The sequence below is a fragment of the Eikenella corrodens genome (assembly GCF_900187105.1).
In the GTDB taxonomy this organism is placed as follows: Bacteria; Pseudomonadota; Gammaproteobacteria; order Burkholderiales; family Neisseriaceae; genus Eikenella; species Eikenella corrodens.
This window is the reverse complement of record NZ_LT906482.1, coordinates 1053216-1074987: the sequence shown is the minus strand read 5'-3', so window position 1 is coordinate 1074987 and position 21772 is coordinate 1053216. Positions and strand designations below refer to the sequence as shown.

Genomic DNA, 21772 nt, shown 5'->3' with positions numbered 1-21772 from the left:
ACACTGTCAAAAGGCAGTGCCAGCTTGTATGTGACAAGACAAAATGAAGAATCAATGATGAAAGGCTACCTGAAAACCCGCTAAACACTGTTGCTAAAAGTGGGCGCAAACAAATACAAAATATCAGTGAGGCAATGCCAACCCACGGCGCATACGCACCGTTAGTTGGCATTGCCTCACTAACTTCCTGTTCACGTTTTCAGGTAGCCTTTAAATGCTTAAGGCTATCTGAAAACTAATCATCCGAACTACTATCCCGCCATTTTTTTACTTTCTATTTCTGCTCAAACCCCTCGTCATGAAATTTTTCCGGCAGCCCAATATTTCTGACTTGGTGTATTGCTTGCAGCCGGTGCAGGGCAGATATGTCGTTCAGGCTGCGGGCATAGCTGATGTCGATTGTTTCCAAGGCGGTGAGGTTTTCGATGCCGTTTAATGTGCACACGGAGGGGCGCACCAGCAATAAATCTTTCAGCCGCGTCAGGTTTTGGAATTCAGTTAAGTCTTTGCCTTTGTAAGACCATAGGTATAAACGCTCCAAGCGGGTGCATTGCCCGATATTTCGGATTTTTTTGTTGTAGTCCATCCTTAAATCTTTGAGGGCGAGCAGTTGGGAGAGGTCGATGTCGATTGGCTGTTCGATGACCAGGGTTTCCAATTGCTCGAAGCGGTATAGGGCATCCGTATTGATGAATTCGGGCGATTCAAGATCGTGTTCGATTTGGAGATGCGGCAGTTCGGGATAGGCGGCCAAATCGGCAAAATCCACCACAGCGTGTTTCGGTGCGGGTGTCGGGTTGATGGCAACCGTCGGCCGGCTCAAAATCCGAATGCCGCAACGGTAACGCTTGGCCTGCCGCATGGCGGTGCGGATAAATGCGGGCTGGACTTCGATGAGGTTGATGTTTTTATTGTAGAAATACGTTTCCATGGATGTGTTCTGATGCGGGGGAGTAGGCATGTTGGCAAGCGTGGGTTTCAGGTAGCCTTGGAGAGTTTTGAGGCCGTCTGAAAGAGTGGATACGGCAGTGCCAACGGCGGGCTTTAAGCCCGCTTTGCTTCATTCATGTTGCAGCTTCGTGGCAAACCATGTTTTCAGGTAGCCTTTCAGACGGCCTCAAGGCTACCTGAAACTTATCTGCCTAAAATCGCGTCCAAAGCCTCGCGGCTGGTGGGGCTGAATACGTTGAGCGCGCCGGAGAGGAGCGGCGTGCCGGGAGCGGGGTCGTCGCTGCCGGGGGGCGGGGTGCGGCAGGTGAGGGTGCAGTCGAACACGCCCATATTGGTGGCGTTGTCTTGCCAGGACAGGTTGATTTGCACATCGAGCACGATGCCGACGGGGATTTCAGGTAGCCCAAAGGTGAGCTTGCGGGTACCGAGCAGGAAGCCGAGCTGCACGGGGCGGCCGGCGTCCAGCGCATGCGCGCCCGCCCATGCGCCCACGCCTTGCGCCATGATTTCCATGCCGAGCCAGCCGGGCAGGGCATTTGCGCCGTCGGGGAGCAGGATGCAGTCGGGCCAGATGGTGCAGACGGCGTGCAGGCTGTTGTTGTCATAGGATAAAACTTCGTCCAGCAGCACCATGCGGCCGCTGTGCGGCAGGAGGGCGGCGGGTTGTTTAATCGGACATTGGGGCATGTTCTTCTCCGATGATGAGGACGCTGTTGTTGCCGCCGAAGGCAAACGACGAACTTGCGCCGATGCGCCGCCCCTGTGGCCACTGGCTACCTGAAACGGTGAGCGCGATTGAGGGCAGTTCGGGGTCGGTTTGGCCGTCCCACAGTTGGGGCGGCAGGTTGCCTTCCGGGTTGTCGCGGCGGCTTGCGATGCCCCATACGAAGGCGGCTTCGAGCGCGCCGGCCGCGCCGAGGGTGTGGCCGGTGAGCGGTTTGGTGGAAGTGGCGGCGGTTTGGCTGCCGAATACTTCGGCCACGGCACGGCTTTCCATGCCGTCGTTGAGCAGCGTGCCGGTGCCGTGCAGATTAATCCAACCGATGCTTTCGGGCGGCAATTCGGCGTGGTTTAAGGCTACCTGAAAAGCCTGTGCCGCACCGAGGCCGTCGGGGCGGGGGGAAGACATATGGTGCGCGTCGCTGCTGGCGCCGTAGCCCAAGAGCGGCAGGGCGTCGCCGTTATCTTCGCGGGTCATCACGAACACGGCGGCGGCTTCGCCGATGTTGATGCCGTTGCGGTTGCGCGAAAACGGGTTGGCAATGCCGTCGGACAGCACTTCGAGCGAGGCGAAACCGTTGATGGTGAGCGGCGAGAGCGTGTCCACACCGCCGCACAACACCGCGTCGCACACACCCAGCCGCAGCAGCCGCGCCGCGCTGATGAGCGCCCGCGCGCCGGAGGTGCAGGCGGTGGACACGCCGTAGCACGCGCCCCGCAAGCCGTACGCTGCCGCGGCAAAATCGGCGGGCGAGGAAAGCAGTTGCGCCTGCTGTTTGAACGGAATGTCCGCCCAGCCGCCGCCGTTGGCAACGTGTTGGAACAGCGGGATATTTTCGTCCGCCCCACCCACCGACGTGCCGATGACCACGCCGATTCTGTCCGCGCCGTAGCGGCTGAGGGCTGCCTGAATCTGCAGCTCGATTTGCGCCAAAGCGTCCCACAGCAATTGATTGTTGCGGCTGCGGTGTTCGGCGGGCAGATTGTCGGGAAACGGGCGCAACGGCCGGTTTACCGCGCCGAAAGCACGGTTTTTGCCCTTCACCCATTCGGTGGAAAACGTGAGCGGGCTGTTTTCAGACGGCCTCAACAGGCCATCCAAATGCTCCGCCAAACTGCTGCCCAAAGCCGACACCAAACCCGGCCGGCCGAGGTATGCCCGTGCCTTATTCATCGTTTTCTCCCAAAGGCGTCAGCCGCCATTTCGCCCCGCCGCCTTCCAACTCGCGCGGCCGGCCGTCTGAAAAACCGTTTTCCAACAGCGGGAACATCGCCGTGAACACCGCCTGCGCGGCATGGTTCGGCGGCACAAAACCGTCGCGCCGCCAGCCGCTCTGTGTGGCCAGCAAGCGCGCCAGCGGCGCACCGAACGCATCGGTCTGAATCCAGCGCGACTGCCCGCCCGCCTCGCCCTGCACCACCAACAGCGACACCTGCTCCGCCGTGCCGGTTTCATCCAGCCGCTCCAGCTTGAAACGGCGGCTCTCGCCCGCTGCCAAATGCGGCAAATCCTGCGGCGCGAAAGTGGCACCGCAGGCGGCAAGCAGCAGCGCGGCAACGATGGGGACGAGAAGCTTGGGGAAGGTCATTTCAGGTAGCCTTTGCGGAATGGGGATGGGGTGGGATTATAGACGAAGCGGGGCGGGAGTGGCGGCTGCTGTCTGCCTACGGCTTAACACCTTCAAGCGAAATTCAATTAAATTCGCTATCAATACCGGATTTACGCTATTTCAGGTAGCCTGCAAATGGGGGAATGTTGCGCAAAGGCTACCTGAAAATCTTAAAACACGCAGATAGCCTATCAACATGGCAACGCCCATCGATCACACAAAAAAAGCTGCCGGGCATACCGGCAGCTTGTGCATTGCAATCAGGCAAAGTAATTAAATTAATACATGCCTTCGCGCTCTTCGCGGGTGCTGATGTAGATGTTTTTCACCTGGGTATAGGCTTCGAGCATCATTTTGTGGGTTTCGCGGCCGATGCCGGAAGTTTTGTAGCCGCCGAAGGGGGCACCGGCAGGCAGGCGGTTGTAGCAGTTCACCCATACGCGGCCGGTTTCCAGAGCGCGGGATACGCGCAGGGCGCGGTTGATGTCGCGCGTCCACACGCCGCCGCCGAGGCCGTATTCGCTGTCGTTGGCCAGCTGGATAACTTCTTCTTCGGTTTTGAATTTAATCACGGTAGCCACCGGGCCGAAGATTTCTTCTTGGGCGATGCGGCTGTTGTTGCTGTCGGCAGCAATCAGGGTGGGCTCAACAAATTCGCCTTTGCCCAATGCGCCTTCCACTTTTTTACCGCCGGTGATGATGCGGCAGCCTTCTTGTTCGCCAATTTGCACATACTTCAGAATGGTGTTGAGCTGACCGGCGTTCACTTGTGCGCCCATCTGGGTATCGTCTTCCCAAGGCAAGCCGACTTTCACTTTCTTAAACTCTTCAGACAGTGCGGCTACGAATTTGTCGTAAATGCCTTCCTGCACGAAAATGCGCGAACCGGCACAGCACACTTGGCCTTGGTTGAACAAAATACCTTTTTGCGCGCCTTCCAAGGCTTTGTCGAAAGGCATGTCGTCGAAGAAGATGTTGGCAGATTTGCCGCCCAATTCCAGAGTGGAAGGAATCAGCAGCTCGGCAGCAGCGATGCCCACGCGGCGGCCCACTTCGGTAGAGCCGGTGAAAGCAAGTTTGTTGAAGCCTTTGTGGTGCAGCATGTATTCGCCGGATTTGCTGCCTTTACCGGTAATCACGTTGAGCACGCCTTTGGGCAGCAGGTGGTTCACTTTTTGGGCAAAGGAGAGCAAGCTCAGAGAGGTGCTGGAAGAGGGGTGGATAACGATGGTGCAGCCAGCGGCCAGTGCAGGAGCAATTTTCCAAGCGGCCATGAGGAAGGGGAAGTTCCACGGAATGATTTGGCCAACCACGCCGATGGGCTCGCGCAATACGATGGAGAGGTCTTCTTCGTCCAGTTGGTTGGCCGTGCCTTCCTCGCCGCGGATCACGCTGGCGAAATAGCGGAAGTGGTCGGAGGCCAACGGAATATCGGCAGCGCGGGTTTCGCGGATGGGTTTGCCGTTGTCGAGCGTTTCCTGCAGGGCGAAGAGTTCGGCATTCTCATCAATCACATCGGCAATTTTGTTCAGAAGGGCGGCGCGCTCGGCAGCGGTGGTTTTGCGCCAGGTTTTAAATGCAGCCTGTGCAGCGGCCACGGCGGCATCTACGTCGGCGTCGGTGGCATCGGTGAATTTAGCCAAGAGCTCGCCGTTGGCGGGGTTGTGCGATTCCAGCAGATTGCCGGGCTTTGTCCACTCGCCGTTGATGAGCAGACCGTATTCGCGGTCGAAAACGTTCAGATTTTTAGCCATTTCGTTGGTTCTCCTAAGAATTGTGCGGGGGCTGGCGGCCCACTTCCAATAACATAAACAGCATTCGATCGATGCTGTGGGCGCAGCATATTCTTTTTTGCCAACTCTTTCAAGGATGCATATTACCAAACCGGGCTTGTTTATAGATTAAAGGCTACCTGAAAACAAAGCTTCAACGCAGCTAATATGCCGCGCAGGCGGCTTCGCAGCGCCGCTATTTCCATAGGGCTTGCATGCTCTGCCGTTTAGGATGAAAATGACAATATAACAATGAATAATCAGCCTGCCTCCACTGCAGCGGGCAGGCAAAACACATCAGGCCGGATCCGGTTTTTTGTTGCCGCAGAAGCGGAGGAGGATAAGCAATGCAAACGATTAAAAAAATTGATGCCGCAGCCCTACGCGCGTTTACCGAAGCTGCCTTCAAGGCATACGGCTTCGTGCCGGACGAAGCGGCGCAGATTACCGACGTGTTGATGGCTGCCGACCTCTGCGGCGTCGACACGCACGGCTCGCAGCGGCTGGAAATGTACCGCCAGCACATCAACGGCGGCTTCGTGCGCATCGGCGCCCAACCGGAAACCGTGTTTGAAACGCCCGTATCAGCCGTGGTGGACGGCCACGCAGCCATGGGGCAGCTCGTTGCCCGCTACGCCATGCAGATTGCCATCGACAAGGCCAAACAAAGCGGCATCGGTATGGTGTCGGTGCGCAATTCCAACCACTACGGCATCGCCGCCTACTACAGCAGCATGGCCGCCAGCCAAGGCCTGGTGGGCATTTCCATGACCAACTCCTTCCCCATCGTGGTGCCCACCTACGGCCGCACCCCGATGATGGGCACCAACCCCATCGCCGTGGCCATTCCCGCCAGCCCGACCGATTTCAGCCTCGATGCCGCCACCTCTGTGGTTGCCTTCGGCAAGCCCGAGGTATATCTCAAAAAAGGCCTAACCGCCCCGCTGGGCTGGGCAATTAACAGCCAGGGCGTGGACGAAACCGACCCGCAGATTATTGTGGAATGCGTGCGTCAAGGCTTGGGCGGCGGCATGTATCCCTTGGGCGGCAGCAGCGAGCTGTTCGGCAGCCACAAAGGCTACGGCTACGCCGTGCTGGTGGAATTCTTCTCCGCCTGCCTCTCGCAAGGCACCACGTCCAACCACACCATGAAAAACGGCCATGCCGGCATCTGCCATCATTTCGCCGCCTTCAACCCGGAAATCTTCGGCGATGCCCAAGCCATTCGCAGCCATTTCAGCGCCTACCTGCAAGAGCTGCGCGAATCGGCGAAAGCCGCCGGCCAAGAGCGGATTTACATCCACGGCGAAAAAGAAGCCGAATGCTGTCGCGAACGCAAACAAAGCGGCATCCCCATCCTGCCCAAAACGCTGGACGAAATGCGCCGCTTGGCCGAGGAGCTCGGGCTGCCGTTTGAGTGGTAGGGCTTGAATACGGCAGTGAAAGGCTACCTGAAAATGTGGAAAACAATTTTCAGGTACCGGCCGCGAAATTTCCACCTCGCGCGGTGTATCGCCATTTATCACGAAATGCATCCGCTGCGGCGCGCCCTTGTCGGTGAAGGAAGTGGAAGCTGCCTACCGTCGGCTGGAAAAGCAGGAAAAGGCTACCTGAAAAACTTTCAGGTAGCCTTTTAGCATTTGCTGGGCTACGGCCGGCAGGCCAAATCTTTTTCAATCTTACCCAGCAGCGCAGAGCAGCAGGCGGTGAGGATACGGCGGGTTTCGTTGAAATTGCCGGTGTACCACGGGTCGGGAACGTGACTGTAGCCGCTATCGGGCAGAAGGTCGGTTATCTTGAAGATTTTGCCGGGGTGGCGGCCGAAGCGTTGTTCCAGTTCGACCAGGTTGTCGTCGTCCATGGCCAGCAGGTAGTCGAAATCGGCCAAATCCTGCGCGCGCACGCGGCGGCTCACAAAGCCGCTGCTGTCGATGCCTTCGTCGGAGAGGACTTCCAGGCTGCCGCAATGCATGCCTTCGCCGTCGTGCCAGCCGGATGTGCCCGCGCTGGCGGTGTGCACCGGCAGGCCGCGGGCGGCCGCCATGTTGCGGCAGAGGTATTCGGCCATCGGCGAGCGGCAGATATTGCCCAGGCAAACGAACAAAACCTTAACGGGGTGTCCCATGAGGCTACCTGAAAATCAAATGGCGGCAATAAACAAAGCCACGATGCACAGCAGGTTCACACCGAACATGGCCGAACGCAGCGTGGCTTTATCGCTGATGTAACAATAGATAAAGCCGATGCGGCTGGCCACGAAGAGCAGCGCCCAGAAATTGATGGTGAACTGGGCGGCATTGCCGGTGACGTGGGCGATGATCACGGCGGCAGCAAACGGCGGGAAGATTTCGTAGCTGTTTTGCTGTGCCGCATCGGCGCGCGCGGCCTTGCCTTGGGCGCGGGCCAGGAAGGCGCGCGGATTGTGGTTGTCGGCCGGTGAAAAGCCGGCGCGGTATTTGGCATAGGCGGCGCAGAAAATGGGCAGGAAAATGGCGAAGAAGATGCACCAGTAGGCTAAGGTCATGATGTGTTTGCTCCTATAGGGCTAAAGCGCTTATTTTCTCCCGCCGGCACTACTACCCGGCAGGAGGAACATTGCTTCAGCCGTAATGGGTTGGAAAGATTGGTTTTGTGCGAAGCGTGATTATACACGGGTGCAAAACAGATGGGCTGTTTCCGGCAGCAGGCGGAATGGGATAACGCAATGCTGGCAGGCTACCTGAAACTTGAGCGGCGCTGCGTTTCAGGTAGCCTCTTTTACATCGGGGAACACCAGCCGCGCTTCCACGCCGTTTTCTCGGTTGGCGAGCATCAGGCGGCCGTGGTGCAGGCGCATGATTTCGGTGGTGAAGCTCAATCCCAGCCCGCTGCTGCGGCTGCCGTCGGCGCGGGGGAGCGAATAGAAGCGTTGGGGGATTTTGGCCAGCGCGTAATCGGGAACAAGGCTGCCTTGGTTGTAAACCGCCAGTTCAGTGCGGTTTCGGCTGCGGGTGAGGCTGAGGCGGATTTCGCTGCCGGGTTCGGCAAAGTCGATGGCGTTGTAAAGCAGGTTGTCGATGGCTTGGCGCAGCAGCAGCGGGTCGCCTTGGACGGCACGGGGCGGGCAGTTGAGGGCGATGTGCAGCTGTTTGGCTTGCAGGGCGGCGCGGCTTTCTTGGGCGGCTTGGACGGCTAGATTGGCCAAATCAACGGTTTGCGTGCTTTGCAGGCTGTCGCGGTTTTCCAGACGGGCCAGTTCGAGCAGACGGGCGATGAGTTGCTTTTGTTTTTGGGTATTGCGGCGGATGCGGTCGAGCAGCTGCTGCTGGTCAGGGCTGAGGAGGCTGTCTTGCAGCAGTTCGAGGGCGGCCTGCTGGGCGGTGAGTGGGGTTTTGAGTTCGTGGGTGAGGCCTAAGACATAATTCTCAATGTGTTGGCGGTGGTCGAGTTCGTCGCGCAGGTGGGCGACGGCGTGGACGAGGCGGTAGAGGTAGCTATCGCCGAATTGGGGTTGTGCGGCAGGGCGGTTGGCGGCCATGGCTTCGGCATAACGGCGGATGCGGCTGATGCTGCGGGCGAGCCACCAGGCAAGCGCGCCGAGCACGAGCAGGCTGGCAGTGAGCAGGAGCAAGACGTGCTGCTTGGCATAGACCAGCGACCAGGCGGTGAGCAGGAGCAGGATGCCGAGCAAAACGAAGAAAAGGCGGATGCTGAGGTGTTTGAAATATTTAAGCATGGGTTGGCTGAATGGATATGGTTGCGCGGCCTGATATTAAGCCGGGTGGTGTTTCAATTTCGTTGCGTTTCGCTTTCAGGTAGCCTGACAAAGCGTATGTGATTAAGTCGGGCTGGTGTTCGTACTTGGAGGCCGTCTGAAAAGGCGGTTAGCGATAACTGATGACTATCCTCGTACCGCCGTCTTTATTGTGGTAATACGCGCCCACATTGCCCCAGGCAAATCGGCGGCATTTGCCTGCTGCCGATGTTTTAATGGCACAAGGGGCATCGCCCAGCTGTTTATCCAGCCATCGATCAAACTGTTTTCTGCGTTGCAATTCACGCGCTTCCGACCATGCTGCCCAGCTATTGTCCTCGCCTATCGGGCAGAAGAATATGGATAAGCTCACCAGCCGTTGCTGCTCGAACTGGGCGGTAAGGGTGTATTGCTCGGACTGCTCGGTAAATGATAAACCGAAAAATGTTATTCCCGTTTGCGGATGATCCGGGCTGGATTTAGGGAAGCATGCAATCCAGTCATCAAGCGTGGTGCGTGCGCTGATAACGTTGCCGTCCGGCAGGATGACGCTGCCGCTTTCAGGGTTTATCTTCATCGGTTTGAATTTCCAAATACTGCTTTCAGACGGCCTGAAAACAAGCGGTGGGCGGGCAACGGATACCCGTCCTTGAGCCTGCCTAGTTTTCAGGTAGCCTCAATGGGGTGAAAGCATGCAGGCGGGAGTGCCTGCCCTACTTTTGCCCAAATGCCTGCACCGCCGCCCAAACCATTTCAGGCTGTTCTTTAATGGCTTCGTGCGCGGCAAACGGCACATTCATCAGATGAACTTCGGGCAATTCGGTTTTCAATGCCGCCCAATCATTAAAGGCGAGCAGGAAATCGGCTTCGCCACGTATCGCCAGCACGGGGGCTTGGATTTGGCGGATGTTTTCGTTGGGATAACCACTTGCGCCCTCGTCCAGCCACATACCTTTCAATGCCGCTGCCCATTTTTCCGCATCAGGCTCGGGGTTGGCTGCCTGATAGGCGGCGAGCTGTTCGGGCAAGTTTTCTTTTACGAAATCGAGATTGATTGTTTCAAACATGGGTCGCACGCCGTCCAAGTGCTTTTTGTGCCATTCCGCGCCCACGGTGATGATTTTCTCGATATTTTTGTCTGCCGCGCCCAATCGGTAGGCGGTTGTGCCGCCATCGCTGAACCCGAACAGGCTGTATTTTTCCACGCCTTCATGCCGCAGGATTTGGCGCGCATCTTCGGCGGCTTGAGCGTAGGTCAGCGCGGCTGTGCCGAGCGTGGAGCGTCCGTGTCCGCGCGTGTCTATCGCAATCACGCGGTAGTGTTGCTGCAAACGCGGCAACAGCGGGGCAAAGTCGGCAATCGAACCAAAGCCGCCGTGCAGCAGCACGATAACGGGAGCGGTTTCCGTGCCGCCGATTTGGTAGTGCAGCGTTGCACCTTGATGTTTGATGAATTTGGATTGCATAGAAGTTTCCTTGTCCGGTTTGTTGAAAGAATGGCGGCTGCCGTTGCCCGGCCTATCGCAGGCGGAAACCGCCAATATTGCTGCGGCTAGTTTGAGTAGGTTTCTGCGTGAAAGATTCATGGCTTTCAGGTAGCCTTTTCAGATGTTGAGGCCGTCTGAAAAAGCAAATGCGGCGGCTGTTTCAAGCAGGTTTGCGGAAGGTAATGCAGTAAAAGCGGTTGTTCCACAGCAGCCGCGTTTTCTTTTCCTGTACGGTTTCGGGAATGCAGTTTTCGATTTGTGTCAGGTCGAAATCGGTGTCTTGGAAATAGCTCCGCGTGAATAGGCTTTTTTTGTATTGTTGTTGGATGAAGTCGGTGGTTTCGTCTGCAATCATGATTTTGGTGCCGGGCTTGGCGACGCGCAGCATTTCGTTGATGGCTTTTTGTTTGTCGCTGAAAAAATTGATGCCGCCCACATGGAATACGACGTCGAACATATTGTCGGCAAAGGGTAAATCTTCAGCGTTGCAGTGTACCAAGTCCAAGCCTGCCGCTTTTTTCTGCCACACGTCGCGGCAGCGTTCCAACATGCCGAGCGACAGGTCGGCGCCGGTCAAATCCAGCGCGGCGGGGTCGATGTCGGTGGGCAGGTGGTTTAAATCGGTACCTGTGCCGATAGAGACGTAGAGCGCGGTGCAGTCCTGCCGTCACTCCAGTTCGCCCATCAGGCTGCGCCGTGTCTCGTTGATGCTGTTGCCGTATCTGAGGCGCGCTATCCAGCGTTCGCCGAAATCGTACCAACGGGCGAGGCGGTTGTACATTTTCATGTATTTGGCGTTGTCGCCCGTTACGTTGTCGGAATCGAGGCACAGCAGGATGCCGTCTTGTTCCGGCGGAAGCGGGTTTTGCAGGGCGGGTTTGAGTTTTTGGATGAGCTTGGCGGAAGGCATGGCGTTACTCCTGTGGATGGTTGCGACAGCTTGAAAGACCGTCTGAAAACCGTGCTTCAGGTTTCGTTAAAACTGTACCCCAGCCCGTGATGGGTGCGGATGTGTTCGTCGGCAATGCCGGCTGCGCGCAGTTTGTGGCGCAGGGCGCGGATGTGGGTGTTGATGGTGTGCGGGTCGGAGGGGCGGTTGCCGCCGAACATGGCGGTGAGCAGTTCTTCGCGGCTGAACACGCGGCCGGGGCGGTGCAGCAGGGTGCGCAGCAGGCGGTATTCGCCCTGCGTGAGCGGCAGTTCGCGCCCTTGGTGGCGGATGCAGCAGGCGGGCACGTCGTCGTGCCATACCGGTACGGATTCGGTTTTGGCGGCGGGCCGGGTTTGTGTGCGCCGCAGCACGGCTTTGACGCGGGCGACGAGTTCGCGCGGGCTGAAGGGTTTGCCGATGTAGTCGTCTGCGCCGAGTTCGAGGCCGAGGATGCGGTCGGTTTCTTCGTCTTGGGCGGTGAGCATGATGACGGGCTGGGGATGTTGCGGACGCAGGGTTTTAAGCAGTTCGAAACCGTCGGTGTCGGGCAGGCCGACGTCGAGCAGGAGCAGGTCGAAGTGTTCGCGCGCGAGCAGTTGCCGCGCCTGCTCTGCGGTGGGGGCGATGCGTGCGGTGAAATGGGCGCGGGCGAGGGAGAGTTCGACCAGTTCGGCGATTTCGCGTTCGTCTTCGATGATGAGGATATGCGGGTTCATGGGATAGGGATTAACAAGCTTTGGATACTAGGCGGCGAGCCGAGGCCGCAGCGGAAGTGAAGCTACCGCTCATTCTACGCAAACACGCTGGGTTACACACGCTTAGGCGCGGCAATCTTCATAAAATCTTCATTATTGTTCCACAAAAAATTGATGCGGGCCGGGCATACTGTGTGCCGTTGGCAGGCTTGTGCCTTGGCCGCATTCAATTCTTTGATGGAGTAAAAAATGAACCAGAAAATATGGAGCGTGATTGGGTTGTGTATCGTGTTTGCCGTGGTACTGTTTTCGATTTACAGCCTGGCGGAGCAACGGGAGTATTACCAATCCAGCATGTTGCTGAGCAAGGAAGACTACCGCATGATTATCCGCAGCGTGAAATACGGCATGGTATTGGTGGTGCTAGTGTTTGCCTCGTTCTTTTTGAGCGAGGTGCTGCAAGAATGGCGTATCCACCCGATGCAGTATTTGCTGGTGGGCGCGGCTTTATCGATATTTTATCTGTTGCTGCTCTCGCTAGCGGAACACATCGGCTTTACTGCCGCTTATGCCGTCGGCGCATTTGCCTGTATCAGCTTGCTGTTTTGGTATCTGCATTTCGTGCTGGCCACCACGCGCGGGGTGTATATGATGACGGCGCTGCTCATGGCGGCCTACGGCACGATGTTTGTGCTGGTGAAAATGCAGCAATACAACCTCTTGGCCGGTTCCTGCCTGCTGTTTGCCGCGCTGTTTACGGTGATGTATTACACGCGGGAGATTGATTGGTATGCGCTGGGCAAACCAGCAGGGAAGGAGTAGTAGGGTTTAACTGCGTTGAAACCTCGCTTTCAGGTAGCCTTTGGATTTGAGCGGAGGCTACCTGAAAAACAGCAAATGGTCGGGCCTAATACCCGGCCGTTTGTGCTTAGGCGGCACAGAAAACTTAAAGGCTACCTGAAAACCGCATCAGCAGTTTTCAGGTAGCCTTTATGCCGCAACCGGCTTAGCGGGCGATGTCGCCGCGCATCACCACACGGGCATGGAAAGTGCCCACTTCGCAGTCGTACTGCCCGCCGCGCAGCACTTGGCGGTTGTAGTAGCTGTGGAAGTTGCTCACGCGGCTGCCGCCACGGGCTTGAGCGGTTTCCTGGAATTTATGGGCGGCGTTGATAAAGGCGCGTTCGCAGGCGGCTTCGTCGGATTGGTTGGAAGCATTGGCTGCCTGACGGGTGGACAAATTGTCCTGAATCACACGGCCGCCACCACCGAAGCTCACCGGCACGCCGGGGTTGAGCAGTCGCTTGGCTTCGTCGGAAGCCAGCACGGCACGACCGTTGCAGCGATACACTACTTTGCGGCCGCCGCGGTTGGGGTCGTCGTCGCGCAGCAGGCGGCATACGCGGCCGGTGGTTTGACTGGTGGCATGGGCGCTGTTGCGGCCGCTATCGCGGCGGGCTTCGGTGCGGCTGCCTTGATTGCCGGAGTTGTCCGGCGCACGGTTGTTTTGGCAGCCGGCGAGGCCGAAAGCGGCTACAATCGCAGCCGCCAGCATGATTTGGCGAGATTTCATATTTGCTCCCTTATTAAGCTGGGTTGGAAACCAAAAATTCACGGCCAGTCAGCCGCGATTTCACAGAGTTTAAAGTATATTAAAAAACCTTGCCTATGCCTACCCGCCTGCTGCCGCAACACACCATCTGCCTCTATCTGGCCGCGCCCGACTGCGCCACGCACTACCACGCCGGGCTGCTGGATGCGGCCGACCGCATCCACCTTGTGCGCCACCCTGCCCGTGCGGCGCAAACCGGCTGGCAGGTGAGCCGCTTTCTCAAGCAGCAGGCAGCGGCAGACGGGTTTTCAGGTAGTCCGAATTTTTCAGGTAGCCTCAGCCACAGCGGCGGCCATGCCGTGCTGTCGGTGCCGTCTGCCGATTTTCCCGTGGGCGTGGATTTGGAACGGCTGCGCCCACGCCGTTTCGATGCCTGGCCGGATTGGGTGCTGCATGCAGACGAAGCGCGCTGGCTACAACAGCATGCCGAATTGGCCGATTATTATGCGTTGTGGACGCTAAAAGAAGCCTTGCTCAAGACCACCGGGCAGGGGCTGGCGGAGATGCCGCAAACCGGATTGCGACCAAACGAGGACGGCTGGCGGCTCTACGCGGCCGGCCGGTTTTGGCAGGGCGCAGTGTTTCTGTTGGACGGGGCTTGGCTGTGCGGTGTGGTGTGGCCGCAGGAAGTGGCGGCGGAATGGGCTTGGCACGGCTTCGGTAAGTGGCAGGTGGTGGAAAAGCAGCTGCTTTATCGTTTTGTTTAGGCGCTTTAACTATACTTTCAGGTAGCCTCAAATTCTCGGCAAACAAGACAAAAACTTCAAGAATGAAGGCTACCTGAAACTTTTCTTTTCGCAGAAACGCCGCCCACATTTTGCCGCCCGCCGGCCAGATGCCCGAGTGCTGCATTCTTGTTATAATGCGCCACCTTAAGCGCTCTTAACAGGCCGCCTGTTTTTAAAAAGCTACCTGAAAGCGAAGCTTCAGCGCAGTTAAAACGCAGCCTCAACGAAGTTAAACCATGACCGCCGATTTCCGCCTCCGCTTTTCCATCCAAAGCTGGCACGCCGCCTCCACCCGCCTGCACACGGGCGAAGACTGGTCCGCGTGGGCATCCGGCCGCTTAAACGCCGCCGATTTGCCCGACACGCCGCCGAAGGTGGATTTTCTGCCCGCCATGCAGCGGCGGCGGCTCGGCCTCTCGGCGCGGCTGCTGTTTGCGGCAGCACATCCGCTCTTGGCGGAAAGCGAACCCTGCCCGCTGGTGCTCGCTTCGCACGACGGCGAAATCAACCGCAGCTTCGGCTTGTGGACCACGCTGTTGCGCGACAACGAAGTTTCCCCCACTTCCTTCGGCCTGTCGGTACACAACGCCCTGGCCGGGCAGTGGTCGATGCTGCGCGGCGACATGAGCGAATACACCGCGCTTTCGGTGCGGCAGAGCGGTTTGGAAAGCGCCGTGCTCGAGGCCGCCGGCCTGCTGGCCGATGGGGCAGAGCGCGTGTTGGCGGTGGTGGTGGACGAACCCTTACAGGCGCAATACCCCGCCGCACCGGCCGAACGCGCGCCCTTTGCCCATGCGCTGGCGCTGCTGCTCACGGCCGGCGAAGAATGGGAACTCTCCCCCGCCGCACCCGATACCGGCGGCACGGCAAACTGCGGCTATTGGGGCGCGATCGAATGGCTGCGGCAACAACATTCTGGCAGCCGCAGGTGGATAAACCATTATGCAGACAAGGTTTGGCAATGGCAGCGGCTTACCCCTTGAGCGCCCGCTTAAACCGCCTGTGGCGGTTGCTGGCCACCGGGCTGGGCTTCGTGTTTTTCGGCGTGTTCGGCGTGCTGCTGCAAATCGTGCTGCTGCCCTGGCTGCTGCACCGCTCGCCCGATTTGGCACAGCAAAAGCAGGCGCGCCGCGTGGTGACGCGCACTTGGCTGTGGTTTAGCTATTATTTGATGCGCTCGGGCATTTTGAGCGCGGAATTTGAAGGCTTCGAGCGACTCGGCCGCCCCGGCCAGCTGATTTTGGCCAACCATCCCTCACTGCTGGATGTGGTGTTCCTGCTCGGCCGCGTGCCCGAAGCCAACTGCATCGTGAAAGCAGATTTGCAGCGCAACCCGGCCATGGCCGGGCAAATCCGCGCCTGCGGCTACCTGCCCAATCAGGAAGATTTGGATTTTGTGGAAGCCGTGCACGAAGTTTTACAGCAGCAATGCCTGTTGGTATTCCCCGAAGGTACGCGCACCGGCTGGGACGGCGCGGTGAAATTTCATCGCGGCGCAGTGTCCATCGGCCTCAGAAGTGCGCAGGTCATCACCCCTGTGGTGATTAAAATGCAGCCGCCGAACTTCAAAAAAGGCCAGCCGTGGTACAAAATCCCGCTGCAAAAACCGGCCTACCGCTTTATCGTCGGCGATGACATCAACCCGCAGGATTGGTTAAACAAGCACCCCCTGCCCATTGCCGCCCGCCGCCTCAACGACCACCTACAACAATACTTCAACGAAAGAAGCCAAAAACATGACTGACTTGAAACAAGAAATCAAACAACTGATTATCGACAGCCTCGGCCTGGAAGACCTCACGCCCGCCGACATCGGCGACGAAGAAGCCCTGTTCGGCGACAGCGGCCTCGGCCTCGATTCCGTAGACGCACTCGAACTCGGCCTGGCCGTGCAAAAACACTTCGGCTTCCAGCTCGACGGCGAAAGCCAGGAATTGCGCGACAGCTTCGCCAATGTGTCCACACTGGCCGCTTTCGTGCAAAAACAACGCGGCTAGCCAAAGCAGTTTGATTAAGGCTACCTGAAAGCAAAGTCTTGGCGAAGCCAAGGCTAAGTTGCTGCGAAGTGAAAAGCAGCAGGCTACCTGAAACATAGGTTGGGCATTCCTGCCCGACCGCCCCCATGATTTAAGGAACATCCATGACCGAAACCGAAATCCGCGCCTTCCTGTTCGACATCCTGGAAAACATGTTTGAAATCGACACCAGCAACGTAACCGGCAGCACCAACCTCTACGAAGACCTCGAAATCGACAGCATCGACGCCATCGACCTGCTCGACCAAATCAAACGCCAAACCGGCTACAAACTCCAAGCCGACGATTTCCGCAACGTCCGCACCATCGACGACGTAGTCGCCGCCGTGTCCAAGCTCTACCAAGACGCCAAGCCCGAAGCGTGAAAACCGCCGCCAAAATCCTGCTCGGCATCTTGAGCGTACTCTACCCCCTGCTCTGGTATTACGGCCGCGAGCAGGGCTGGTTTTATCCGCTGGCCGGTTTCATGCTCCTGCTTTGGCTCGCCCGCGCCGCCATGCAGCGTGATCCCGGCCAGCGGCGCGTTTCCTTGCTGGTGGCTGCTTTCTTCGCCGCCATCCTTCTTTTGAAGCGGCCAGGCAGCATGTATTGGTATCCCGTATGGGTAAACGGCCTGCTGCTGCTGCTGTTCGGCCTCAGCCTCACGCAAAAACAAAGCATCATCGAACGCCTCGCCCGCCTGCAACACCCCGACCTCCCGCCAGAAGGCGTGGCCTACACCCGCCGCGTTACCCAAATCTGGTGTGGCTTTTTCGCCCTCAACGGCAGCCTCGCCGCCCTGCTCGTGCTGCTCGAACAATACCGCTGGTGGGCAGTCTACACCGGCATCATCGCCTACATCCTGATGGGCATCCTGATGGGCGGCGAATTTGCCTACCGCAAGTGGGTGTTGAAGTTGTAATGAACAAAGGCTACCTGAAAAATATTTCAGGCAGCCCTCTCTCAACCGTGAAAACCCTATCAGAAAATCTAATGAATCTTCGTATTACTATACTGCTAATAGTTACCTTTCTCCCCGGTTTAGCCAATACCGCCCCCGTACCACAGGCTACAAAACAACAATGTCTGAATTATATGAATGACATGTCGTTGCTTAATAGTGCCTATCAGTATGGAATAACGTGTGTCAGCAGAGGGGTGTGGCCGGAAGGGCGGGAACGTTATTCCCTAGCTGTAAGCAACATCGGTCAAGAAATGCGAACAGCTGGATGTAATCAGAGCAACATGGTCAGTGAAGAAGAAACCCTAGCTATTTTAAAAAGGCATCCGCTTGACCCAGACAGGCAATATTGCCTGTCCACCAAAAACGAAGTAGAGCGCAAATTGACTCGTTATGGTGCGGAAGCTCCCCCTCCCGCATCCCAGCAGCAATGCCATAGCTATATGCGTGATACTGCTGATTTGGCAGTTTATATATCTCGTTGTCTTAGCCCTCAACAACAACGGCAAGTTGAAGCGCAACTTGAAATGATTGCCTATCGAATCGATCAAACCTATATGGAGCGAAACTGTCCAAACGTGGTTGATGAAAAGGCCATGCTGTCGCTTGCTGAAGAAGCACGAAACCGGCCTGTCTCTCGGCAGTATTGCGCTGCCGCCAGAAGTAATATCGAACGTATCCTGCGATACTACGGCACACCAGCCAATAAATAATCACTGGGAGGCTACCTGAAAATCTATCCATGAAGCTTGGGCATGTGTTGCCCATGCAGAATCTCACACCAAAAAGGCTACCTGAAACCTTCAGGTAGCCTTTTTCTATTCCTTTACCACACTGCACATTAGCCCGCCGCACGTTTTTCCAGCACGGCCACGCCGGGCAGTTGTTTGCCTTCTAGGAACTCCAAGAACGCGCCGCCTCCGGTGGAGATGTAGCTGATTTTGTCGGCGATGCCGAATTTGGCGATAGCGGCCAGGGTGTCGCCGCCGCCGGCGATAGAGAAGGCGCGGCTTTCGGCGATGGCTTCGGCCATCACGCGCGTGCCTTCGGCGAAACGGTCAAACTCGAACACGCCTACCGGGCCGTTCCACACAATCGTGCCGGCTTCGCGCAGCAGAGCGGCAAGCGAGGCGGCGGATTGCGGGCCGATGTCGAGAATCATATCGTCTGCGGCCACCTCGGCCACGGCTTTGGTTTCGGCTACGGCATCGGCGGCAAAGGCTTTGGCGCACACCACGTCTTGCGGCAGCGGCACGGCGCCGCCTTTGGCTGCCATTTTTTCGGCCACGGCGCGGGCTTCGGCGGCCAAGTCGGCTTCGGCCAAGGAGTTGCCGATGGGCTGCCCGGCGGCGAGCAGGAAGGTGTTGGCGATGCCTCCGCCCACGATCAGCTGGTCTACTTTATCAGCCAGGCTGTTGAGAATGGTGAGTTTGGTGGACACTTTGCTGCCGGCCACAATCGCCACCAGCGGGCGGGCGGGGTTTTTCAGCGCCTTACCCAGCGCGTCCAATTCGGCGGCCAGCAAAATGCCGGCGCAGGCAACAGGTGCGGCTTCGGCCACGGCCACCAGCGAGGCTTCGGCGCGGTGCGCGGTGCCGAAGGCATCGTTCACATAAATATCGCACAGCGCGGCATAGGCCTGGCCGAGCTCGGCGTTGTTTTTCTTCTCGCCTTTGTTCACGCGCACGTTTTGCAACATAACCACTTCACCAGGCTGCGGGCGCGGCGGATTTTGCTGCCAATCGCTGCTCACGGGCACGCTAAGGCCGAGCAGGCTGCCCAAATGCGCGGCCACGGGCGCGAGGTCGTCTTCGGGCTTGAACTCGCCCTCGGAGGGGCGGCCGAGGTGGCTCATCAGGATAACGGCCGCGCCGTTTTCCAGGCAGTAGCGTACGGAGGCGAGCGAAGCGCGGATGCGGGTGTCGTCGCCGATTTTGCCGTCTTTAATCGGCACGTTCAGGTCGGCACGGATCAGCACGGTTTTGCCGCGCACGTTTTGTTCGGTGAGCTTGAGGAAGGACATGGTTATCTCTTTTGGTTTCAGTTATTTGGTTGGAAAAATCGGGCGGCTTTGCCAGCCGCGCAAAACGCCGCCATTATCTTATAAACGGTTGGGCGGTGCAAACGGAGGAAATGGGCTGTGCTGCAGTTTACGCTTTCAGCTAGCCTTCGAGGATAATCGCCTCCATGCAGTACAGGCATATAGTTTGGTTTCTTTTTGATACATCGCCAGCCAGCTGGAACTACTCAGAGGCTACCTGAAAGCGTGAGCTTCAACGCAGTTAAAATGAGCAAAGCGAATTTCTGCGCAGCTAAAGCATCAGTTTCAACCCAGCTACAAACAGCAAACTCTTTTTCAGGTAGCCTCTAGCTTCTGCCAGCTGGCAAATAAATTGAAATTCGCGCTGCTGCCCTAATCTGCCGCCTATTCCCAACTGTTTCAAAAAAGGAAGCACCATGCAGCAATTCGACGGCACCACCATCGTTTCCGTACGCCGGGGCGGCCAAGTCGCCATTGGCGGCGACGGCCAGGTCAGCCTAGGCAACACCATCATCAAAGCCACCGCGCGCAAGGTGCGCAAATTGTATAACAACACCGTTTTGGCCGGATTTGCCGGCGGCACAGCCGATGCGTTTACGCTGATTGAGCTTTTTGAAGCCAAATTGCAGAAACACCAAGGCCGGCTTACCGTATCCGCCATCGAGCTGGCCAAAGAGTGGCGCACCGACCGCGCCCTGCGCCGCCTCGAAGCCATGCTGATTGTGGCCGATAAAGACAACACCCTCATCATCACCGGCAACGGCGACGTGCTCGAACCGGAAGGCGGCATCGCCGCCATCGGCAGCGGCGGGGCTTTTGCCCAAGCTGCCGCCCGTGCGCTGATGGAAAATACTGAGCTGCCGCCCGAAACCGTGGTGAAAAAAGCGCTGGAAATCGCTGGCAGCATCTGCATCTACACCAACGACCAGCACACGGTGGAAACGCTGTAACCGATTGCGAAATAGAAAAAAGGCTACCTGAAAACTTCATGTTTTCAGGTAGCCTTTATCTTGCTTTAGCAGCTTGCCTTATTCGATTCCGGCCAGGTGGGCGGTATCTTGAGCAATCATCAATTCTTCGTTGGTGGGGATCACCATGGCCAGCGGAGTATGGCCGGCTTGGCTGATGATGCCGCCTTCGCCGAATCGAGCAGCAAGGTTGGCTTTTTCATCTACGGTGAGGCCAAGGAAGCCCAGATAACCGATGGTTTTGCTGCGGATGGTGTCGGAGTTTTCGCCAATGCCGCCGGTAAACACCAGCGCATCCAAGCCGCCTGCGGCCACGCTCATGGAGGCAACGTATTTGGCCAAGCGGTAGGCGAATACTTCCAGCGCAAGCTTGGCGCCTTCATGGCCTTTGCCGGCAGCTTCTTCGATTTCACGGCAGTCGTTGGAAAGCTCGGAAATGCCGAGCAGGCCGCTTTGTTTGTGCAGCAGGTCGGTGATTTGCTCGATATTCAGGCCGGCGTTGTTGTGCAGGAAGGGGAACACGTTGGCGTCAATGTCGCCGCTGCGGGTGCCCATTACCAAGCCTTCAAGCGGGGTGAGACCCATGCTGGTATCACGGCATTTGCCGCTATTGGAGGCGGCAATGGAAGCGCCGTTGCCGAGGTGGGCAATCACGAGGCGCAAACCTTCTTCGCTGCGGCCGAGCAAGCGGGCGGCTTCGGCAGCCACAAAGCGGTAGCTGGTACCGTGAGCGCCATAGCGGCGCAGGCCGTATTTGCGGTAGAGCTCGCGCGGCACGGCATAGGTGTAGGCGTGCTCGGGCATGGATTGGTGGAAAGCGGTGTCGAACACCACGGCGTGCGGCACGTGGCTGAAAATGCTCATGGCGGCGCGGATGCCGAGCAAATGAGCAGGGTTGTGCAGCGGAGCGAGCATGATGCACTCTTCGATGCCTTTAATCACTTCATCGTCGATCAGGCAAGATTCTTTGAAGCGTTCGCCACCATGTACCACGCGGTGGCCGACTGCGCCGATGCGTTTGTCGAGCTTGCGTGCTTCGAGTTCGGCCATCAGGGCTTCCACGGCGCCGGTGTGGTTTGGCTTCTCAGCCAGGCTCACGGTGTGTTTTTCGCCGTTTACTTTGAAGATGATACGTGCATCGGGCAAATTAAGTTTTTCAGCCAGGCAGCTCAGCAAAACGTCACCGTTGGTGCTGTCTAATACGGCGCCTTTAACGGAGGAGCTGCCGCAGTTTAATACCAGAATCAGTTTGTCTGACATGATGTCCCTTTATATATTTGTATTGTGGATTACATAAAACGGCGGCTGCCCGCCGGCTATTTATTTTTCTTGCGGATACAATGAACTTGCTAAGAAAATTGGCGGCTATTGTAACAAAACTGCTTTATCTTCTCTATGCCTACGGCTAATCTTAACGCAAGTAGGATAGGTAATAGGATGGAATACCAGATAAACGAATAACCGCAAACAGTATCAGCAAGCATCATGCTGTTATGAAGAACGAGATGCTTTAGCTATAAACAAAGGCTACCTGAAAATTTTCAGGTA

At 57.5% G+C, this 21772-nt stretch carries 24 protein-coding genes and 1 pseudogene; 10 read left to right on the top strand and 15 right to left on the bottom strand.

Going from position 1 to position 21772, the window contains the following annotated elements; genetic code table 11:
• Positions 1-274: 274 nt before the first annotated feature.
• The 5 genes from CKV94_RS05390 to CKV94_RS05370 form a co-directional block, all read right to left on the bottom strand.
• Positions 275-931: a leucine-rich repeat domain-containing protein gene (locus CKV94_RS05390; protein WP_003824611.1), complete on the bottom strand. Its 657-nt coding sequence runs from the start codon at positions 929-931 to the stop codon at positions 275-277.
• Between the two features lie 203 nt (positions 932-1134).
• Positions 1135-1638, bottom strand: a complete 504-nt coding sequence (locus CKV94_RS05385) for an ApeP family dehydratase (RefSeq protein ID WP_035580878.1) — start codon at positions 1636-1638, stop codon at positions 1135-1137.
• Positions 1619-2845, bottom strand: coding sequence for a beta-ketoacyl-ACP synthase (locus CKV94_RS05380; RefSeq protein ID WP_003824608.1), 1227 nt, complete (start codon positions 2843-2845; stop codon positions 1619-1621). Before CKV94_RS05380 ends, CKV94_RS05385 begins: the two co-directional genes overlap by 20 nt.
• On the bottom strand, positions 2838-3260 hold the full coding sequence (locus CKV94_RS05375; RefSeq protein ID WP_003824606.1) for a hypothetical protein: 423 nt from the start codon (positions 3258-3260) through the stop codon (positions 2838-2840). The genes CKV94_RS05380 and CKV94_RS05375 overlap by 8 nt, the downstream gene beginning before the upstream one ends.
• Positions 3261-3559: 299 nt before the next feature.
• Complete coding sequence (locus CKV94_RS05370; RefSeq protein ID WP_003824603.1) at positions 3560-5035, bottom strand: aldehyde dehydrogenase family protein; 1476 nt, start codon at positions 5033-5035, stop codon at positions 3560-3562.
• 365 nt (positions 5036-5400) lie between these two features.
• Here CKV94_RS05370 and CKV94_RS05365 point away from each other — a divergent pair, with 365 nt between their 5' ends.
• On the top strand, positions 5401-6477 hold the full coding sequence (locus CKV94_RS05365) for an Ldh family oxidoreductase (RefSeq protein WP_003824601.1): 1077 nt from the start codon (positions 5401-5403) through the stop codon (positions 6475-6477).
• Between the two features lie 224 nt (positions 6478-6701).
• Here CKV94_RS05365 and CKV94_RS05360 read toward each other — a convergent pair whose 3' ends face one another.
• The 7 genes and pseudogenes from CKV94_RS05360 to CKV94_RS05330 all read right to left on the bottom strand — a co-directional run bounded on the left by CKV94_RS05360 (position 6702) and on the right by CKV94_RS05330 (position 11920).
• Positions 6702-7178 carry a low molecular weight protein-tyrosine-phosphatase gene (locus tag CKV94_RS05360; protein WP_003824599.1) on the bottom strand — a complete coding sequence of 159 codons (477 nt, stop codon included), beginning with the start codon at positions 7176-7178 and terminating at the stop codon, positions 6702-6704.
• Between the two features lie 15 nt (positions 7179-7193).
• A complete protein-coding gene (locus CKV94_RS05355) occupies positions 7194-7577 on the bottom strand; it encodes an MAPEG family protein (RefSeq protein ID WP_003824598.1) in 384 nt (127 codons plus the stop codon).
• 219 nt (positions 7578-7796) lie between these two features.
• Positions 7797-8768 (bottom strand): histidine kinase dimerization/phospho-acceptor domain-containing protein, encoded by a 972-nt coding sequence (locus CKV94_RS05350; protein ID WP_003824597.1) that lies wholly within the window; start codon positions 8766-8768, stop codon positions 7797-7799.
• 148 nt (positions 8769-8916) lie between these two features.
• Positions 8917-9363 carry a hypothetical protein gene (locus CKV94_RS05345; protein WP_003824596.1) on the bottom strand — a complete coding sequence of 149 codons (447 nt, stop codon included), beginning with the start codon at positions 9361-9363 and terminating at the stop codon, positions 8917-8919.
• A 136-nt stretch (positions 9364-9499) separates the two neighbouring features.
• Positions 9500-10252 carry an alpha/beta fold hydrolase gene (locus CKV94_RS05340; RefSeq protein ID WP_050754452.1) on the bottom strand — a complete coding sequence of 251 codons (753 nt, stop codon included), beginning with the start codon at positions 10250-10252 and terminating at the stop codon, positions 9500-9502.
• 181 nt (positions 10253-10433) lie between these two features.
• A pseudogene (locus tag CKV94_RS11555) lies at positions 10434-11183 on the bottom strand (class I SAM-dependent methyltransferase).
• A 56-nt stretch (positions 11184-11239) separates the two neighbouring features.
• On the bottom strand, positions 11240-11920 hold the full coding sequence (locus tag CKV94_RS05330) for a response regulator (protein ID WP_003824591.1): 681 nt from the start codon (positions 11918-11920) through the stop codon (positions 11240-11242).
• A gap of 228 nt (positions 11921-12148) precedes the next feature.
• Here CKV94_RS05330 and CKV94_RS05325 point away from each other — a divergent pair, with 228 nt between their 5' ends.
• A complete protein-coding gene (locus tag CKV94_RS05325; RefSeq protein ID WP_003824590.1) occupies positions 12149-12721 on the top strand; it encodes an inner membrane CreD family protein in 573 nt (190 codons plus the stop codon).
• A gap of 184 nt (positions 12722-12905) precedes the next feature.
• Here CKV94_RS05325 and CKV94_RS05320 read toward each other — a convergent pair whose 3' ends face one another.
• On the bottom strand, positions 12906-13472 hold the full coding sequence (locus tag CKV94_RS05320; protein WP_003824587.1) for a hypothetical protein: 567 nt from the start codon (positions 13470-13472) through the stop codon (positions 12906-12908).
• 95 nt (positions 13473-13567) lie between these two features.
• On the opposite strand from CKV94_RS05320, the gene CKV94_RS05315 reads away from it, so the two are divergent.
• The 7 genes from CKV94_RS05315 to CKV94_RS11145 all read left to right on the top strand — a co-directional run bounded on the left by CKV94_RS05315 (position 13568) and on the right by CKV94_RS11145 (position 17928).
• A complete protein-coding gene (locus CKV94_RS05315) occupies positions 13568-14218 on the top strand; it encodes a 4'-phosphopantetheinyl transferase family protein (protein WP_003824586.1) in 651 nt (216 codons plus the stop codon).
• Between the two features lie 257 nt (positions 14219-14475).
• Positions 14476-15222: a beta-ketoacyl synthase chain length factor gene (locus CKV94_RS05310; protein ID WP_003824584.1), complete on the top strand. Its 747-nt coding sequence runs from the start codon at positions 14476-14478 to the stop codon at positions 15220-15222.
• Positions 15201-15983, top strand: a complete 783-nt coding sequence (locus CKV94_RS05305; RefSeq protein ID WP_003824583.1) for a lysophospholipid acyltransferase family protein — start codon at positions 15201-15203, stop codon at positions 15981-15983. The genes CKV94_RS05310 and CKV94_RS05305 overlap by 22 nt, the downstream gene beginning before the upstream one ends.
• On the top strand, positions 15976-16236 hold the full coding sequence (locus CKV94_RS05300; protein ID WP_003771002.1) for a phosphopantetheine-binding protein: 261 nt from the start codon (positions 15976-15978) through the stop codon (positions 16234-16236). The genes CKV94_RS05305 and CKV94_RS05300 overlap by 8 nt, the downstream gene beginning before the upstream one ends.
• Positions 16237-16379: 143 nt before the next feature.
• Positions 16380-16640, top strand: a complete 261-nt coding sequence (locus tag CKV94_RS05295; RefSeq protein ID WP_003824582.1) for an acyl carrier protein — start codon at positions 16380-16382, stop codon at positions 16638-16640.
• Positions 16637-17176 (top strand): COG4648 family protein, encoded by a 540-nt coding sequence (locus CKV94_RS05290; RefSeq protein ID WP_003824580.1) that lies wholly within the window; start codon positions 16637-16639, stop codon positions 17174-17176. Before CKV94_RS05295 ends, CKV94_RS05290 begins: the two co-directional genes overlap by 4 nt.
• The gene (locus CKV94_RS11145; RefSeq protein ID WP_141744197.1) at positions 17176-17928 is read left to right on the top strand and encodes a hypothetical protein; all 753 of its coding nucleotides are present in this window, start codon (positions 17176-17178) and stop codon (positions 17926-17928) included. Before CKV94_RS05290 ends, CKV94_RS11145 begins: the two co-directional genes overlap by 1 nt.
• A 128-nt stretch (positions 17929-18056) precedes the next feature.
• Here CKV94_RS11145 and CKV94_RS05285 read toward each other — a convergent pair whose 3' ends face one another.
• Positions 18057-19238 carry a phosphoglycerate kinase gene (locus tag CKV94_RS05285; protein WP_003824577.1) on the bottom strand — a complete coding sequence of 394 codons (1182 nt, stop codon included), beginning with the start codon at positions 19236-19238 and terminating at the stop codon, positions 18057-18059.
• Positions 19239-19672: 434 nt separating this feature from the next.
• Here CKV94_RS05285 and hslV point away from each other — a divergent pair, with 434 nt between their 5' ends.
• The gene (gene hslV / locus CKV94_RS05280; RefSeq protein WP_003824573.1) at positions 19673-20206 is read left to right on the top strand and encodes an ATP-dependent protease subunit HslV; all 534 of its coding nucleotides are present in this window, start codon (positions 19673-19675) and stop codon (positions 20204-20206) included.
• Positions 20207-20284: 78 nt separating this feature from the next.
• Here hslV and CKV94_RS05275 read toward each other — a convergent pair whose 3' ends face one another.
• Complete coding sequence (locus CKV94_RS05275) at positions 20285-21484, bottom strand: acetate kinase (RefSeq protein WP_003824572.1); 1200 nt, start codon at positions 21482-21484, stop codon at positions 20285-20287.
• Positions 21485-21772: the final 288 nt, after the last annotated feature.

Bases quoted from the DNA above. Each gene is read 5' to 3' on its own strand.
- CKV94_RS05390 (WP_003824611.1), bottom strand. From the start codon at position 931: ATGGAAACGTATTTCTACAATAAAAACATCAACCTCATCGAAGTCCAG.
- CKV94_RS05385 (WP_035580878.1), bottom strand. From the start codon at position 1,638: ATGCCCCAATGTCCGATTAAACAACCCGCCGCCCTCCTGCCGCACAGC.
- CKV94_RS05380 (WP_003824608.1), bottom strand. From the start codon at position 2,845: ATGAATAAGGCACGGGCATACCTCGGCCGGCCGGGTTTGGTGTCGGCT.
- CKV94_RS05375 (WP_003824606.1), bottom strand. From the start codon at position 3,260: ATGACCTTCCCCAAGCTTCTCGTCCCCATCGTTGCCGCGCTGCTGCTT.
- CKV94_RS05370 (WP_003824603.1), bottom strand. From the start codon at position 5,035: ATGGCTAAAAATCTGAACGTTTTCGACCGCGAATACGGTCTGCTCATC.
- CKV94_RS05365 (WP_003824601.1), top strand. From the start codon at position 5,401: ATGCAAACGATTAAAAAAATTGATGCCGCAGCCCTACGCGCGTTTACC.
- CKV94_RS05360 (WP_003824599.1), bottom strand. From the start codon at position 7,178: ATGGGACACCCCGTTAAGGTTTTGTTCGTTTGCCTGGGCAATATCTGC.
- CKV94_RS05355 (WP_003824598.1), bottom strand. From the start codon at position 7,577: ATGACCTTAGCCTACTGGTGCATCTTCTTCGCCATTTTCCTGCCCATT.
- CKV94_RS05350 (WP_003824597.1), bottom strand. From the start codon at position 8,768: ATGCTTAAATATTTCAAACACCTCAGCATCCGCCTTTTCTTCGTTTTG.
- CKV94_RS05345 (WP_003824596.1), bottom strand. From the start codon at position 9,363: ATGAAGATAAACCCTGAAAGCGGCAGCGTCATCCTGCCGGACGGCAAC.
- CKV94_RS05340 (WP_050754452.1), bottom strand. From the start codon at position 10,252: ATGCAATCCAAATTCATCAAACATCAAGGTGCAACGCTGCACTACCAA.
- CKV94_RS05330 (WP_003824591.1), bottom strand. From the start codon at position 11,920: ATGAACCCGCATATCCTCATCATCGAAGACGAACGCGAAATCGCCGAA.
- CKV94_RS05325 (WP_003824590.1), top strand. From the start codon at position 12,149: ATGAACCAGAAAATATGGAGCGTGATTGGGTTGTGTATCGTGTTTGCC.
- CKV94_RS05320 (WP_003824587.1), bottom strand. From the start codon at position 13,472: ATGAAATCTCGCCAAATCATGCTGGCGGCTGCGATTGTAGCCGCTTTC.
- CKV94_RS05315 (WP_003824586.1), top strand. From the start codon at position 13,568: ATGCCTACCCGCCTGCTGCCGCAACACACCATCTGCCTCTATCTGGCC.
- CKV94_RS05310 (WP_003824584.1), top strand. From the start codon at position 14,476: ATGACCGCCGATTTCCGCCTCCGCTTTTCCATCCAAAGCTGGCACGCC.
- CKV94_RS05305 (WP_003824583.1), top strand. From the start codon at position 15,201: ATGGCAGCGGCTTACCCCTTGAGCGCCCGCTTAAACCGCCTGTGGCGG.
- CKV94_RS05300 (WP_003771002.1), top strand. From the start codon at position 15,976: ATGACTGACTTGAAACAAGAAATCAAACAACTGATTATCGACAGCCTC.
- CKV94_RS05295 (WP_003824582.1), top strand. From the start codon at position 16,380: ATGACCGAAACCGAAATCCGCGCCTTCCTGTTCGACATCCTGGAAAAC.
- CKV94_RS11145 (WP_141744197.1), top strand. From the start codon at position 17,176: ATGAACAAAGGCTACCTGAAAAATATTTCAGGCAGCCCTCTCTCAACC.
- CKV94_RS05285 (WP_003824577.1), bottom strand. From the start codon at position 19,238: ATGTCCTTCCTCAAGCTCACCGAACAAAACGTGCGCGGCAAAACCGTG.
- hslV (WP_003824573.1), top strand. From the start codon at position 19,673: ATGCAGCAATTCGACGGCACCACCATCGTTTCCGTACGCCGGGGCGGC.
- CKV94_RS05275 (WP_003824572.1), bottom strand. From the start codon at position 21,484: ATGTCAGACAAACTGATTCTGGTATTAAACTGCGGCAGCTCCTCCGTT.